The following is a 15,016-nucleotide window of genomic DNA, read 5'->3' as shown; positions in this document are numbered from 1 at the left end:
TTACAAAAAACGGCGTCATTCCGCTGACTTTATCTTTCTAAAAAATAGAAACCCGCCATTATGACAGTATCAAATACGCTAAAATTAACATTTCAATAGCCAGTTAATTTCTATTTAATCTAAACACATTAAATCACAACACCTCAATCAATTTCATTAACCATAGTTGACGCTTACCGATTCGCCAGTGTCAGCCTGGTAAGCAGTTAGATTAAATGAGTAAAAATTAGCGTTCGTCTTATGCACGAACATTAACACGCATCATTCTTTGTATTTATAGATTTGGTAAAGCGATCATGAGGGGCACTGGCATTGAGCGCCGACTGCTTTGGTACTATTGGCAATGGCAATTCAACAATAAAAGTAGCGCCTGCGCCCAATTGACTTTCAACACGAATATTACCACCCATCATTTCGCAAAAATGACGAGAAATGGACAACCCTAGGCCGCTTCCTTGGAACTTACGGGTACTACTACTATCCACTTGTAAAAAAGGATCAAAAATTTGTCGTTGCTGCTGCTCGGATAAACCTATACCAGTATCGCTAACACGCAGCTCTATCAGGTTGGGCAGATGCTCTGCACTGACACTCACCTCGCCCCCATGGGCAAATTTACAGGCGTTTCCTAAAAGATTAATGAGAATATGCACTAATTTTTCTGGATCTGCCGTAGGCAAATGAGGCCCATCTTTCACCGCGACACTGAGCTTTATAGCATTACGTTCAAACAAAGGGCGTAAATTATCTAACGCCTCATCCACCAAGCTCGATAATTTCACTTCAGTCAAATCTAGCCCCATATGGCCAGACTCAATTTTTGCCATATCCAATACACCATTAATTAAACGCAGTAATCGCTCTGCATTATTGATTACGCGCATTAAATCTTGTACATGTTCATCGTCATCCTGCGATTTCAACTCCTCCATTACAACTTCGCTATAACCAATAATAGATTGTAAGGGTGTGCGTAACTCATGGCTCATTAAAGACAAAAAATCACTTTTAGCTTGGCTGGCAGCCTCAGCTTTTCGTTTCGCAATCGCTAGGCGGTCTTTAGCCAACTGCAACTCTTGACTGTGCTCGGCAAGCCGTTTATTTGCTCTCTGCTTCATAATATAGGCAGCGAAAATAGTAATCAGCAACAACAGACCCAGCAGCACCAAACCCCACAAATAACGCAATACGGTTTGCTGTGCATCAACGGTTTCATCCAAGCCAAATATGGCATTTTTTTGCTGATCTATTTCGCGCTCCTGCAACGCAATAGTGTCGTTAAGTTCAGAGAGTCTCCGCTCGCGTTTATCAATGGCCGCACCAATTTCCGTTAACTGTACTTGCTGCACATCCAGTTCGCGAGTACGTACATCAACCTCTTGCTGCAAGCGCGCGCGCTCACCATTGCTGCGAATAATTCGCTCACGCTGCTCCTCTAGCTCGGCATTTTGCTGCGCTATAAGGCTATCACTCTGCTTAATATTTACATTTAACTGCTTAAGCTCTTGGCGCAAATTTTCATTAAGTGATTCTTGAGACTGAATAGTGCCTGACAATTCATGCAATAATTTTTCACGCGCGCCGAGCTGCTTCTGTAAACTGACCAAAGAAGCCTGACCTTCACGATAAAGTTTCGCCACGTCAATTTCACTACCCCCATTTAAAATTAGCTCTGGCAGCGGTTTAAGCCCGTGATTGATAATATTGGAATTATTGACCTCGAACTGCATTCGATCATCTTTTGTCTGCGTCAAATCAATCATTACCCACTGCTTCATCAGGTTACCCTCAGTAACCACCAAAATAGCCCGGCCTTCGATAGCACTATAAATATCTGCTAGCGCAGCATTGCTGACTCGCCCAACATAAACCAAATCATAATCGCCCATAGCTTTAATGCTATTAAGATGAGTCACCCTAACCGGCAAGCGACGTAAACGAAGCTTATCCTGCAGTGCTGCTAGCTCAGCATAGACGCCTTGATTGTCGCTGCCATAGATCGCCATATCAAATGAGTTTTTGGTAGCTTCGTTAGGCCATATAATATTTCTAGAGAAATTATATAAATAAGATGCCGTCACCTTATTTTTATTTACGACATCAGCGGCCACTGACACAGATAGGAATAAACCACAAATAAGTAAAAAAATACTCACTCGCCGTAAAAAATGACTGGGCTCTACTTTTATCGTCATATATTTCCCATGTGAAAATGGCAACTTAACCAATATTTTAGACCAATACGTTAAACCAATAGCCGAGCCCCGCATTTAACCTCCGTAATCACCAAGAGATTTAGAATTCGGGTATTCCTCTCGCTAAAGTATTTTAGCTTAGTTGCCTAAGGCGCATTTGGGTAGTTTTAGGCGGTCCAGAATGACACACGAGAACGCGAAAAAGACGATTCATTAAGAGAAGGCTTGCCCTCAGGCCTTTAGATAACAAAAGGTTGGGCAGAAGAATACTACTGCGCAAAAGTAGTAATTATGAAGATAAGCAACACAACCAAACTCGACCAGTTTTACAGCATCGTAAAACTGGTCGAGCAGCTGATCTAGTGCACGTAAACTGCAACCGAATCAAACCTTGCCAGGCCTAGCGGATTAAAAAGAGGGTTACCTAATGACTGAGCTAAACCTAATGACTAAGCAGACGCAAGGCATCGATTTCTTTATAGGCCGACTGCAACCACATCTTTATTCGCTGACGCTCCAGCAAGCTCAACGCATTATCACTTTGAGTATCTTTATGGGTTGCTGCCCAAAAACTATAACTATTGCTATCAATTTTTGTCATCACTGGCGCATGTAAGCGTTTAAGCGTCATGATCTGCGCGCCGAGCGATAGGACACGTTCCTTGATACCGGAATTCTCCAAAATTGAAAAACTCTCATCGCGCAATTGATTAAGTACCAACACATAGTTCAAACGATTACCGTACTGATCCAACAAACGCCCCAACAAATCAACAGAATCTTTCCCGGAATCCATTACATTCCAATAGTAAATACGCACACCCAACTCTTCTGACAGCTCTAATACACCCGACTCATCGATCCATTTTGCCAGCGGATGATGCGTTTGCGCCGCCAAATCAACCAACACATGTTGCTCAGGATTTTCTGCCGCTATTTCCACTATGGCATCAAGGCTTTGATAGTCGTCAATAATAGTGGGGGCAGCAAAATCGCTGTAGTAACGCAAAAGAGCACCATGAGATCTATCAGTATCAAACCCCACAAAAGGCATATTATGATCAATCATGTACTGAGCCAATAAGCGCGCCACAACGGATTTACCTACACCGCCTTTTTCTCCGCCAATAAAATGAATACTTGCCATGCTTACTCCTTAGATATGTATGTTAGCTCGCAAGTTGTTACTCGCGGCTAAAGTAGATGATTGGCACATTGGCCGCAGCCTAACGCAAAATTATTGCAAGTTGATGGATACTAACCTTTTTTGACGGGAGGGTCGACTGGCTATTTTGGTGCAAGCAAGATAAATAAAGGAAACGAAATACCGCGATATATTTTTTGAATAATATCTACACCATAGCGCCAGAAGAGCTTTAAGAAAAAACTGCAACAAAAAAGGGCGCCTTTGCAAGCGCCCTCCTTCTAGAAAAAAATATTGTATAAAAACTTTACCCACACACATAAACATTACTGCTATTGTCGAGCACGTTCTACTTTTTTGGCTTTTTTTGCCTCCTGCTTTTCTTTAGTGGTTTTAGTAGCGGGCTTCTTGCTTTCCTTTTTACTGTCCTGACTTTTGGCCATGATATAATTTCCGTAGTTAGGTTAATAAACTGACTAATCTAGTGAAGCCAGACCAGCCCGATTCACCCTTAGCTTGCAATACCCCGCCGGCTAAGTTGTGTGCTTCCTGCTTACATATAAGCCTTGGCAAAAGCCGCTTTAGACTCTTGAATATAGCTGCGCACTGTAACCGCATGGCTCTCCCATATTTTGCGATCTTTCGCATTGCTGAAGGGGTTTTGATCCTTGGCAACCGAGCGGCTGAATTTATCGTAAAACGTAATGACCGATGAAGCAATTTGATTGAAGCGCTCCTTAAATACTTGCGACTCTTCGATATTGCTGGTGGCGCGCATCATGAATTGTACGAACTGGGTATTAGAGCTTGATTGATTCTGGTAGCTTTCCGCTTGCACCATAAAGTAATCAGTTATTTCTTGCAGTGCCGCATTGCGTATAGGCTCATCTTTACTAAGCACACGATTATAGTTTTCTTGCCCTCGACCTAAACCGCCATCAATCAAAGAATCCTTTAGGTGCTTATCTAAATCTTTACGGTATTTATTAACCTCGCGCTGAATATCGAGCAGGTCTTTATCCAAAGAATTAACCATTGCCAATTCTTTTTCAATTTCGGTCATAAAGCCTTCAGCCTGCAAAAAGGTTTTTAAACCATTAGACTCTGCAAACTTGCGTGCGCTGCGATTAATGCCTGCATTTTCATAGGAGGCCTTATCAAAGGCCGTTGCCACTATAGATTTAAAGGGCTCAGCAAATGCTGAAAAGGCGCCCTGAGTTACCACATTTAAGGTCGCCGTTGCCATATCGCCAAAGGGACGCAAGAGCGAATCCATGCGTGCCTTTTGCAGCGGTGATGCCACCAATTTTACATTTTCAACAACACCCTTAAAGGTTTCATAGGCGAGAGGATTGGCCATTTTACTGCGTTCAGAGGTCGCCAACACCAAGGTGACACTGGCATAAATACCATTGGCATACTCTAAGTATTGGCGCTGCACATCAATTTGCGCGGCATAGTTCTTACCTAGCGCACGCAGGGCATCTGCTTGCACTTGATAGCCTTTGTCTTCACGCAGCCTATCCAGTACTTCGGTAATGACTTTTTGTTGATTTTTTTGCAGCGCAGTATCCAAAAGAATTTTCTCTACGCTCACGTCGTCTACCCAAAGCTGACCATTCTCAACACTGAAATCGAGACGCAAATATTTCTTGCCGGGATCGTCAATGGATATGCGTTTAGCATGGTATTCGCTCGAGGCATTACTGCCCACAATCTGCCCGACCGACTGCCAGGCAGAATCTAGATTTTGGTTGGGTGCCACCAACACATTGATTTTATACTGCGTCGCGGGCGATGAAGTTTTTATCCACAGCTCCAAGGTGCCCTGCTCGCTCAAGTTGGTGCGCGTGCGAATCGACGCCTCACCCTGTTCAACTTGGAGCGCACTTGTAGTGGCGCGCCCTTGCTGATCTACCGTTTGCGCGCCATACATAATCGCCCACTTTTTCAGATCGCTGCCGGAGTCAAAATTATTTTTAAAAATGATAGTTTTCTGTTGCGCCAATACGGGGGCAACTGCGCCCAATAGCGTCAACAATAAGCAGATACTACCTAACTTAACTACCCGAGCTTTACACATAAGACCTCAAATCATTAACACAATATAAAATGAAACATCCAGCCCTACTAGGGCATAAGTGCCGGAATAGCGTGCTGAATATAGGTATCCGCTTGCGCTTTGCGCGCGCCCAGCAAGCGCGGATAGGCAACAGGTTCATCGCCCAGTCCCGTAATAGAATTCATATAACCATTGCCGCCAAAACCACTGGATAATAAGGGGTTCGCAACAGGATCGCTAAAGGCACGCTCAGCCGCCAAGAGCGTCCAATGCTCCGACTCTAAACGCTCCACCAGCGCTGCAATAAAATAAGCAGCCAAATCATTTTCCTGCAGCACTAACACTTGTCGTGGTGAATAGCCCAACATCATATAAGCTTGGGCATCTTCCGCATTAAGCGAGCGCACTAAAAAGTCTACATAGGCATGCTCTAATGCAACTATATCCACTTTTCGATTGGCGCGAATTTTAGCCTGATAAAGTTGATCTAAGTAAGCATCAACGCCGCGCATTTTATTTACACCTATAAACGTCGGCTGGTAATTTCGTTTACGTAAGAATTCACGCAAGCCCTGCTGTACATTTTTATCACCAAATTCATTGAGATATGAAAAGTGCACATGTTGCTTATAGCCGGTGTATTGTGCCAACAATCTATCGGCTTTCAGAATACCAATTTCAAATACATAGAGATCTGCTTTGGTCACAAGATTGTGATAGTAGCCGCTATTAACCAGCAAGTGCCCTGCATCACTGTAAAGTCCAAGACGCTCTTTATCTTTGCTGTTTATACCGCGTGTTTGAATCAGAAACAACGCTTGGGGAACGCCCCCATTGGCCATGTTGCGCACTAACATTTGCGAGCGCGCCTTACCATCAAGCGAGCTAGATGGCTGTAAGGTATTTTCAAACGCTATAACGACTTCGCGCCCATGAGCACTTGCCGTCAACCATAATAAAAATAATCCCATTAGGTATTTTTGTAGCGGCATATTAACTTAGCCTCAAAAAACTACGTTAGCTTATCAAGCGTTTCGAATTAACTAGGTCGTCGCTTCATACAATTCAAGCGGCAAATCATCGGGATCTTTAAAAAAGGTAAAACGCTTTAAGGTAAATTCATCAACACGCACTGGCTCTACCGCAACATCATTCGCTAACAACCACGCAATACTTGCATCAAGATCATCAACTGCGAACGCCAAATGACGTAAGCCGCAGGCTTCTGGTTGCGAGGGACGCGCAGGCGGTTGAGGAAATGAAAAAAGCTCCAACTGCACACCATTTGCGAGTGCGAGATCTAGTTTATAAGAGCCACGTTCCGCGCGATAGTTTTCAGCAACTATGCGCAGGCCTAAAATATCACTGTAAAAATGTTTCGATTTGGCATAGTCAGAACAAATTAAAGCTACATGGTGCACAGCCTTGAGTTGTATTGCCTGAGGATTAACCATAGCCTATACCTCTGCTTTACCGGCAAGAAATGTTGGATGCAGGCCATAGTATCCAAGAATAACGAGGGCCGCTGAAGTATTGCGTCAGGTTACCGCAAAATGAGGCAGCTTAAACATTGCAGCTGTATCCCGGATGAATCAGCCGCCAATTCCCCTAAGTATTGGGCGAAAAAAAACCGCGGAATTCCGCGGTTTTTTTATGATACGGCGATCAGCCTGTGTTACGCATACCCGCCGAAATACCGGCCATGGTCACCTTAAGCGCACGCTCAAGGTCAGGACTGATGACTTCACTGCTGCGATAACGCTTGAGCAATTCCGCCTGTAAATAGTTAAGCGGGTCCACATAAGGCTTGCGCACTTCCAGCGATTGACGCAGTACGGGATCATCTGCCAAGAGTACATCTTGCTTCTTGAGCTTATTGATCAGTATCTCCAACGCAGCCAAGTCACCGCGCAACTGCTCACCCAAACCACGGACTTCTTTAGGTACTAACTGCTGCTCGTAGTAGGAGCAGATGGGGCCATCTGCCTTTCCGATTACCATCTCTAACAGATCAAGGAAGCTGGAGAAGAAGGGCCAGTTACTCACCATGTCCTCCAGAAGTGCAGGATCATGTTCCAACGCATATTCCAGCGCCTGACGCGTGCCCAACCAAGCGGGCATATTCAAGCGCACCTGCGTCCAAGCAAACACCCAAGGAATCGCACGCAAACTTTCTACGCCACCCGTGGATTTACGCTTAGCAGGGCGACTACCTAAGGCCAAGAGGCTCAGCTCTTGCTCTGGCGTCAGGCTGCGGAAATAAGGCACAAAATCAGGATGCTCTTGTACCACACTGCGATAGGCTTTCAAGCTTGCTTGACCCATACGCTCGATGAGGTCACGCCACTCTGCCTTAGGAGCATCATTGGGGGAAATAGTTGCGCGCAGGGTTGCCGCCACATAAGAAGACAAACTGCTAAAGGCAACGCGCGGCAAACCAAACTTGTAGCGAATCATTTCACCTTGCTCAGTCACACGAATACGGCCTTTAACCGAACCCGGTGGCTGCGATGCCATTGCTTTTTCTACGGGGCCACCGCCACGACCTACAGTACCGCCACGGCCATGGAACAAAACTAAGGAGACCGCATTGCTCTCCGCCAAGGCGACGAGTTTTTCCTGCGCCTTGTATTGCGCCCAAGTCGCCGCAAATTTACCAGCATCTTTTGCAGAATCCGAATAGCCAATCATCACAGTTTGCTGTTGCGATGAATATTGCTTATACCAATCCAAACTCCACAAACGCTCCATTACCACCGGAGCGCGATCTAAATCATCGAGGGTTTCAAAGAGCGGCACTATCGGCATATTCCAAGTCATGCCCGACTCTTTCAGCAGCAGCGCTACAGCCAAAACATCAGACGGCTGTTGCGCCATTGAAATAATATAGTGAGACAAAATTTCACGCGGCTCATTGGCGACAACCTTACAGGTTGCCAAAACTTCCGCCGTGTCATCGCTCATAGGCCAGCTTAATGGCAAGAGTGGACGCTTACTTTCAAGCTGTTCCAATAAAAACGCTTGGCGCTCTTGCTCCGACCAGTTTTTATAATCGCCCAAACCCAAATATTGCACCACTTCATCAATCGCTTTAACGTGACGTTCACCGTCTTGGCGAATGTCGAGCGGCACCAGATTGATACCAAAGCAATGAATGCGGCGAATGGTGTCCATTAAAGGGCCGTTGGCAATGTGTGGCAGGCCAACATCTTGCAATGACTTATGGCACAGCATTAGCGGGCCTAACAAGTCATCACGGCTCACGATCAAATCAACTGGCGCTTCTATACTGCGGCCCTGTAAGCGCGCTTCTGCCCACTCTAAGGTTGTTTGAATACGCTTGCGCAAGGCATACATTGCATCGCGATAGGGTGTAGTGCTCTGTGGGTAGAGCGCCTGCAACTCTTCATTGGCTTCGCTCATACTCAGGTCGCCGCCCAAGCTGTAAACATCGCGCGCATAAAGTTCTGCGGCCATCCAACGACCTAGCAACAACACTTCGCGGGTAATTTTGTGGGTGACATTAGGGTTACCGTCACGGTCGCCCCCCATCCAGGAGTAAAACTTAAAGGGACGTAAATCAATTGGTAAAGCCTGTCCCAAATGACGCGTGCAAAGTCGATCTAAATGACGAATAAAATCGGGCACAGATTGCCAGAGGCTGTTTTCTATCACTGCGAAGCCCCACTTGGCCTCATCCACCGCTGTTGGGCGGGTGGTGCGAATCTCGTCAGTGCTCCAAATTTCTTCAACCAAGCGATGCAGGCGACCGCGCAGCTTATCTTGCTCGAAACCGAGTAGGCTGCCATTTTGACCATCGGCGAGGGTATCAACAATTTGATCGTACTTGCGAATCAAGGTACGGCGCGTAACCTCAGTAGGATGTGCAGTCAGCACTAATTCAATACGTAACTGACCAATGACTTCAGCCAAGGCATCTTTGCCGTAGGTATCCGCAAATTGCACGATGGTATTTTGCAAGCCGTCTTGACGATCAGCCTCTGCACTTGAGAAGAACTCTTGATCGGCGATATTCGCCAAATTTAGGAACTGATTGAACGCGCGCACTATAGGCAGAATATCCGCATCATTTAGCGCACTCAACATGGCAACCAGCGGGGCAGAATCGCCATTTTCGGCTTTATTAATCGCTTTACCCAGTTTGCGAATCCCCTCCACCTTGGTAAAGAGTTCAGCGCCTTCATGGGCGTGAATTGTCTCTCCTAACAGCTCCCCCAGCAGGCGTACATTCTCGCGCAGGGTTTCAGGCAGCATTAGCATGGGCATTCTCCAATCAATCAAATAAAATAGAGGCTCGGTGGAGCCACACATAAAACAAGGCGGCATTCTACGTTAAAGCAGCCGAGCAAGGATAGGCAGCAGCAACGACAAATACGCGCAATTTACACTGCATTTAGCGATCACAGCGCACATTAAACGCATTAAAAAAACAATTTGGAAAATGGGGCGCAGCATACAAAACAGCAGCTTACGGCCTACATAGCCACAGTATGAGCAATAGCCGTCGCAAGGTAGCTCTCAACCTTGCGCCAAACAATATCCTAGAGCAAATACTGTGCCCACCGCTCAATGTAGAGCCACATGCCCCCAATCATGACATAGCAACCAAGGCCCTATTGAAGCATCCGCGCGGAACGCACCAATAGGCAGCGCGTATTATCAAGGACGCGCCTTAGCAGCACTAAAACAACACCCAGCAATCCCAACAGCAGCTCAATCGAGCGCACTTTACCTATGTTTGCTTCAGCAGATAACTCACGTAAAAAATGGCTGTATAGTAGCGTCCCAAGCAATAAATAAGATAAACATACATCAGGTAGCCCTTTATGAAATTCTTGCGCCAACTTATAGCCCTATCACTCGTCATCAGCCCGCTGCTCATTCACAGCCCATTGACGCAAGCAAAAGAGCTGCCGCAGCTCATCCAACAGAATCATCAACAACTTCTTACGCTGGATGGAAAACCATTTTTCATGCTAGGGGGCGAACTCGGGAATTCCAGCGCATCTAACATGGATTACATGAAAGATATTTGGCCCAAACTAAAAGCCATGAACCTCAACACCCTGCTCGCGCCGGTGTACTGGGAATTGATTGAACCAAAAGAGGGAGAATTCGATTTCAGCCTTGTCGACCAACTGCTAAAAGAGGCGCAAAAAGAACAGATAAAACTCGTCATCCTGTGGTTTGGCAGCTGGAAAAATTCCATGTCGTGCTATGTACCTGCGTGGGTGAAACGCGATCAACAACGCTTCCCACGTGCCAAAGACAGCCAAGGTCGCAGTCAAGAAATACTCACACCCTTCAGTGACGCGAACCTCATGGCTGACCTCAAGGCCTACAGTGCACTCATGGATTACTTGCATAAAAAAGATAAGCAGCACACCGTGATCATGATGCAAGTAGAGAATGAAATCGGCATGCTGCCCAGCGCGCGCGACTACCATCCAGACGCCAACAAAGCTTTCGCTGCCGCCGTACCCACCGAGCTCATGCAATACCTCACGCAGCATCAAGCACAGCTCGCCCCTGAACTACTGCAGCGCTGGCAAGCTCAAGGCAACCCCACCCAGGGCAGCTGGGAAGATGTATTCGGCAAAAGCCTTGCAACCGACGAAATTTTTATGGCGTGGCACTTTGCGCGCTTCACCAATACCATAGCCGCTGCCGGCAAAGCCTTACACCCCATTCCCGCCTATGTGAACGCAGCACTCAATCGCCCCAACGTAAAACCAGGCGACTACCCCAGTGCAGGCCCACTGCCGCAGGTGATGGATATTTGGCAAGCAGGCGCACCGGCAATTGATATTTTTGCACCCGACTTTTACAACCCAGACTTTAAAGCATGGAATGATCTCTACACCCGCAATAACAAAGCGCTATTTATTCCCGAGCACCGTTTTGACGAAACCCTAGCTGCCAAGGCCTTCTTTGCTTTCGGCCAATACAACACCCTCGGCTTCTCGCCCTTCTCAATCGAGTCCGTCGAGGACGCAGCTAACGAGCCGCTCGGTAAAACCTATCGCACGCTTAATCAACTCACCAACTTATTGGTGCAATACCCCGCCAAAACCCATCGTGCCGGCGTCCTGCTCGACAAACAAAACAGTGAGCAAAAAGTTATCTTGGGCGACTACGAATTCACCTTCCGCCACGACTACACCCTCGGTTGGTCGCCCGCCGCCAAAGAGGACGAATGGCCAACTGCAGGCGCTCTCATTATTCAAACTGGCGCAGAAGAATATGTCGTCGCAGGTACCGGCATAGTTGTAACATTCAAAAACCGTAACGCCGATAAAATTGCAGGTATCGATCGCATCGAAGAAGGTAATTATGTGAAGGGAAAATGGCAGCGCGGGCGCGTCATGAACGGAGATCAAGATCATCAGGGCAGACATTTACGTATCGAAGTCGGCAACTACGGTATTCAGCAACTCAAGCTCTATAGCTACGAATAAATCACGCCAACCCCAAAGCGGCAGCTACCTCGCTGCCGCTTATCCACAGAACCTGTGAATAAGTCTGTGCATGAGCCCTTGGTAAGCCGCCACAGCCACCATTCAGGCTTGCTGAGCGGCAGCTGTTCAATTCATGCACGCCACTGCAGCTCCATTCAAACGACAGCTAGCAGCTACAAAAAAGGGCGCCCCAGCGCCCCAATCAACAACTGTTCACCTAGCACCACACGCGCCGCCTAAGTCATAACCTAGCCCACACCTGTTTAAGCCCTATTAAATGCACCATACCGAATGCAAAAACAATTGCCGAGGAGCAATACCAAAATAATGGACTATTTTCTGGAAAGTAGTGCGTAATAAACGGAAAGGCTAGGCCTCTGATCAAATACGCCAGCGCGACACCCACCAACACAAAACGCAACAAGGGCAACCGACGAATAACCCCTGCCCCCGACAATGCATAGGCTGACCAGACACCCAAAACACCCGCCAAAAACAAACATGCCATTATCGGGTGTAAATAATGGCCAGACTCATACATTCTAGCCATAGCCTCAGTGCCCAAAAACCTAAACAAGGGCGCACCAAAATACAAACAAGCAAGATGTAACACTGCGGCAATTCCACTGAGCCCAGCCCCTACGATAAGAAACTTATTCTTTTTTTCATCCATAATAATCTCCCTAATCATTTTCATAGTCTTGAGCACGGTAGCAAATAGGCTGAGCGCAAAAAAAGCAACAATACTCTAGCGCACTAGGTATCCCAAACAGAATTACTCGCTTAGCCATTATTTACCAAACCCACGAACTAATAACAAAATAATATTTTATTTTTAAAAGCGTATGAGCACTCAGCGCGATGCAGTGGCCGTAGGAACAACTAGCTACTTAGATTGCTTAACCTGCGCCATAATCGCACTATAGCTAGCACCGTTTTTCACTCGGGTGTACCCCACCCATGTGGCGGGGTAGCCGGCGATACCCATAGTCTGGAGCAGTTGGTTTTTATCGCCACCCCTTTCAACATCAACATCTTCAAAGCTCACGTGATGCGCATTGAGCTCTTTGCGTAAAGTTGCGCAATGTGGGCACCAGTCAGTGCCATAAAGCACGATACGCGGTGAACCATCAGTATTAAAATGTGCGTTAAAATACCGCCGCTCGTTGTGTGTGAGATAGGCATCACCAAATGTTTTACCCAAGAGGCTTGCCATATCGGGCACATAGAAACCGGTCATCCTCTGCTCACCCATAACCAAAAGCGGAAAGCTATTGCCTGTACCGTAGCCTTGCCAGAGTTTAAAATCTGGCTCATCGCGGCGTTCAGGGCTAATCACCTTCTCTGCAAATGGCACATTGCGCTTACGCAACTCACGCACAGCGTCTGCACAAGAGTCACCACAGCCATCAAAGGTAAAAATCCACGCAATGGGTTTACCTGCTGCATCCACCGCCGCCACACCAGCGGAGCCAAACGGAAATTTGCCATGGTTCCATTGCCAATAGCCGCCAATGAGCAAAGCAAAAATAATAAATTTTTTCATGGTAGTCCTTTAAATAATCTCACATCATAAAAATACAAAAGCCGAAAAGCACTGCGTAGGTTGGAAGAGCGCAGCGACTTCCGACAACACCACCGCCCCATCAACACACAATAAAAACACACCACCTAAATCAAAAAAGCGGAGCGGATTCTCTAAAACATTTTAAAAAATAGAGCCCAAGATATTTCGGGGCTGAATCCACCATTTAAAAAAATACTGGCATGGCGTACAAACATGCCGCAATGCACACATATCGGAAGTCGCTGAGCTCTTCCAACCTACAATTTTTAACCCAAGTTACGCATTGGGCTGAAAAATAGAGTTCGTTAGTAACTTATGTTTTCAGTCGGTTGTTAGCTAGGCTAAATCACCCCCTCACTAACCAAAAGGCCTCTTGGAATGGACTTTCTTAAATCTAACTGGCTGGATTGATCAATATCCATGTTAAGCGCAAAAAAATATACCTCAGTGCCTTTAATGACCCAACCGACAAACCACCCTATACCTGGGTTTTCTTTGGTGCCGAAGCCAGAAAAACCCGTTTTTGAATACATAACATACTCTGCTGTAGCCTCTGAAACTAAGGCTCCTTTTACTATGAGCTGGTTTTCTTTTGAGGCAGAAAGTCGATTTAAATAAAGTGACTCTAAAAATTGAATTTGCTTAAAGGCTGATATTCTCAATTGGCCACTTAGCCAAAATGTGTCTATGCCCCCTTCTATATTTGCATTACCGTAAGAAAAATCCTTTACATATTGTTGCATGCGCTTTTCACCAATTTGCCGAGCAATTTCTTGAAAGACGGGAAGCGCAGAGAGCTGTATCGCCTCCCTCAATGTTAAATCCTGCTCCCACTGCTTCATTGCTCTAGGGCGACCATCCCATTTAAAAATCTGAAGCTCATCATTAATAACTCCTGTTTCTAGCGCGATAAGAGCATTGGCGATTTTAAAGGTTGATGCAGGAATATAGGCAGTAGTGGCTCTGGTAAGATTGTTAGTGGTGCAGGAGCTACTGCTGCCCTTACAAAGCAAAAAAACGCCTCGACTTGATTTACGTACAAACTCTTTATCCCAATCAGCATTTAGCTCTATAGACTCGGAAACTGCCGGCGAAATAGATTCGGAGACTGCAGGTAAGATAGATCCGGAGAGTGGAGGGGTGACAGCCTCGGGAAAGGCTAGCGAAGACATAAGCGATACAGCCACAAGCACTAACATGTTATTCATAGATTCCTTTTAACCAAACAGTTATACCCCAAGATCAACGATCAGCTCCCCAGGGGCAAGATATTCCAGTAAGTTTTTCGGCAACATAAGCTGAAACACCACCCCCGTCAATTACCGAAGATTACCCAGCATAAGTTATTGACTTTCCTCGCATTTTATCGGCCGAACCGCCGCATTGTAGGCCACGCTTTCTGCCATTTATCCACAGAAGCTGTGAATAAGTCTGTGCATGAACCTTTGGTAAGCGGCTGCAGGCGCCATTCAGGCTTGCTTGGGGGGAGCTGTTCAATTCATGCACTTGCTTACGCTACTGTTCAACGTAAAAACAGCTGCCACAAAAAAGGCGCCGAAGCGCCTTAGG

General features: G+C 46.4%; 11 protein-coding genes. 2 read left to right on the top strand and 9 right to left on the bottom strand.

Annotated elements, in window-relative coordinates:
* Window positions 1–251 precede the first annotated feature (251 nt).
* From AC0KUT_RS04410 to ppc, 6 genes are all read right to left on the bottom strand, one after another.
* On the bottom strand, window positions 252–2,195 hold the full coding sequence (locus AC0KUT_RS04410; protein WP_488833839.1) for a YfiR/HmsC family protein: 1,944 nt from the start codon (window positions 2,193–2,195) through the stop codon (window positions 252–254).
* A gap of 442 nt (window positions 2,196–2,637) precedes the next feature.
* Window positions 2,638–3,342: a P-loop NTPase family protein gene (locus AC0KUT_RS04405; RefSeq protein ID WP_488833838.1), complete on the bottom strand. Its 705-nt coding sequence runs from the start codon at window positions 3,340–3,342 to the stop codon at window positions 2,638–2,640.
* Window positions 3,343–3,892: 550 nt separating this feature from the next.
* Window positions 3,893–5,422: a BAR domain-like protein A BdpA gene (gene bdpA / locus AC0KUT_RS04400; RefSeq protein WP_488833835.1), complete on the bottom strand. Its 1,530-nt coding sequence runs from the start codon at window positions 5,420–5,422 to the stop codon at window positions 3,893–3,895.
* A gap of 47 nt (window positions 5,423–5,469) precedes the next feature.
* Window positions 5,470–6,393, bottom strand: coding sequence for a polysaccharide deacetylase family protein (locus AC0KUT_RS04395; RefSeq protein WP_488833833.1), 924 nt, complete (start codon window positions 6,391–6,393; stop codon window positions 5,470–5,472).
* A gap of 51 nt (window positions 6,394–6,444) precedes the next feature.
* The gene (gene gloA2, locus AC0KUT_RS04390) at window positions 6,445–6,855 is read right to left on the bottom strand and encodes an SMU1112c/YaeR family gloxylase I-like metalloprotein (RefSeq protein ID WP_488833830.1); all 411 of its coding nucleotides are present in this window, start codon (window positions 6,853–6,855) and stop codon (window positions 6,445–6,447) included.
* Window positions 6,856–7,066: 211 nt separating this feature from the next.
* On the bottom strand, window positions 7,067–9,682 hold the full coding sequence (gene ppc / locus AC0KUT_RS04385) for a phosphoenolpyruvate carboxylase (protein WP_488833828.1): 2,616 nt from the start codon (window positions 9,680–9,682) through the stop codon (window positions 7,067–7,069).
* 566 nt (window positions 9,683–10,248) lie between these two features.
* On the opposite strand from ppc, the gene AC0KUT_RS04380 reads away from it, so the two are divergent.
* The gene (locus AC0KUT_RS04380) at window positions 10,249–11,880 is read left to right on the top strand and encodes a GH35 family beta-galactosidase (RefSeq protein ID WP_488833825.1); all 1,632 of its coding nucleotides are present in this window, start codon (window positions 10,249–10,251) and stop codon (window positions 11,878–11,880) included.
* Window positions 11,881–11,934: 54 nt separating this feature from the next.
* Window positions 11,935–12,120 (top strand): hypothetical protein, encoded by a 186-nt coding sequence (locus AC0KUT_RS04375; protein ID WP_488833823.1) that lies wholly within the window; start codon window positions 11,935–11,937, stop codon window positions 12,118–12,120.
* A gap of 1 nt (window position 12,121) precedes the next feature.
* On the opposite strand, the gene AC0KUT_RS04370 is transcribed toward AC0KUT_RS04375, so the two are convergent.
* The 3 genes from AC0KUT_RS04370 to blaOXA form a co-directional block, all read right to left on the bottom strand.
* A complete protein-coding gene (locus AC0KUT_RS04370; protein ID WP_488833821.1) occupies window positions 12,122–12,553 on the bottom strand; it encodes a hypothetical protein in 432 nt (143 codons plus the stop codon).
* A gap of 213 nt (window positions 12,554–12,766) precedes the next feature.
* A complete protein-coding gene (locus tag AC0KUT_RS04365; protein WP_488833819.1) occupies window positions 12,767–13,426 on the bottom strand; it encodes a glutaredoxin domain-containing protein in 660 nt (219 codons plus the stop codon).
* Between the two features lie 362 nt (window positions 13,427–13,788).
* Complete coding sequence (blaOXA, locus tag AC0KUT_RS04360; protein WP_488833816.1) at window positions 13,789–14,655, bottom strand: class D beta-lactamase; 867 nt, start codon at window positions 14,653–14,655, stop codon at window positions 13,789–13,791.
* Window positions 14,656–15,016 lie beyond the last annotated feature (361 nt).

Source organism: Cellvibrio sp. 25HG11W-0 (assembly GCF_057815475.1).
Note: the sequence above shows the minus strand (reverse complement) of the source record. Positions and strands in the feature narration are given on the sequence as shown.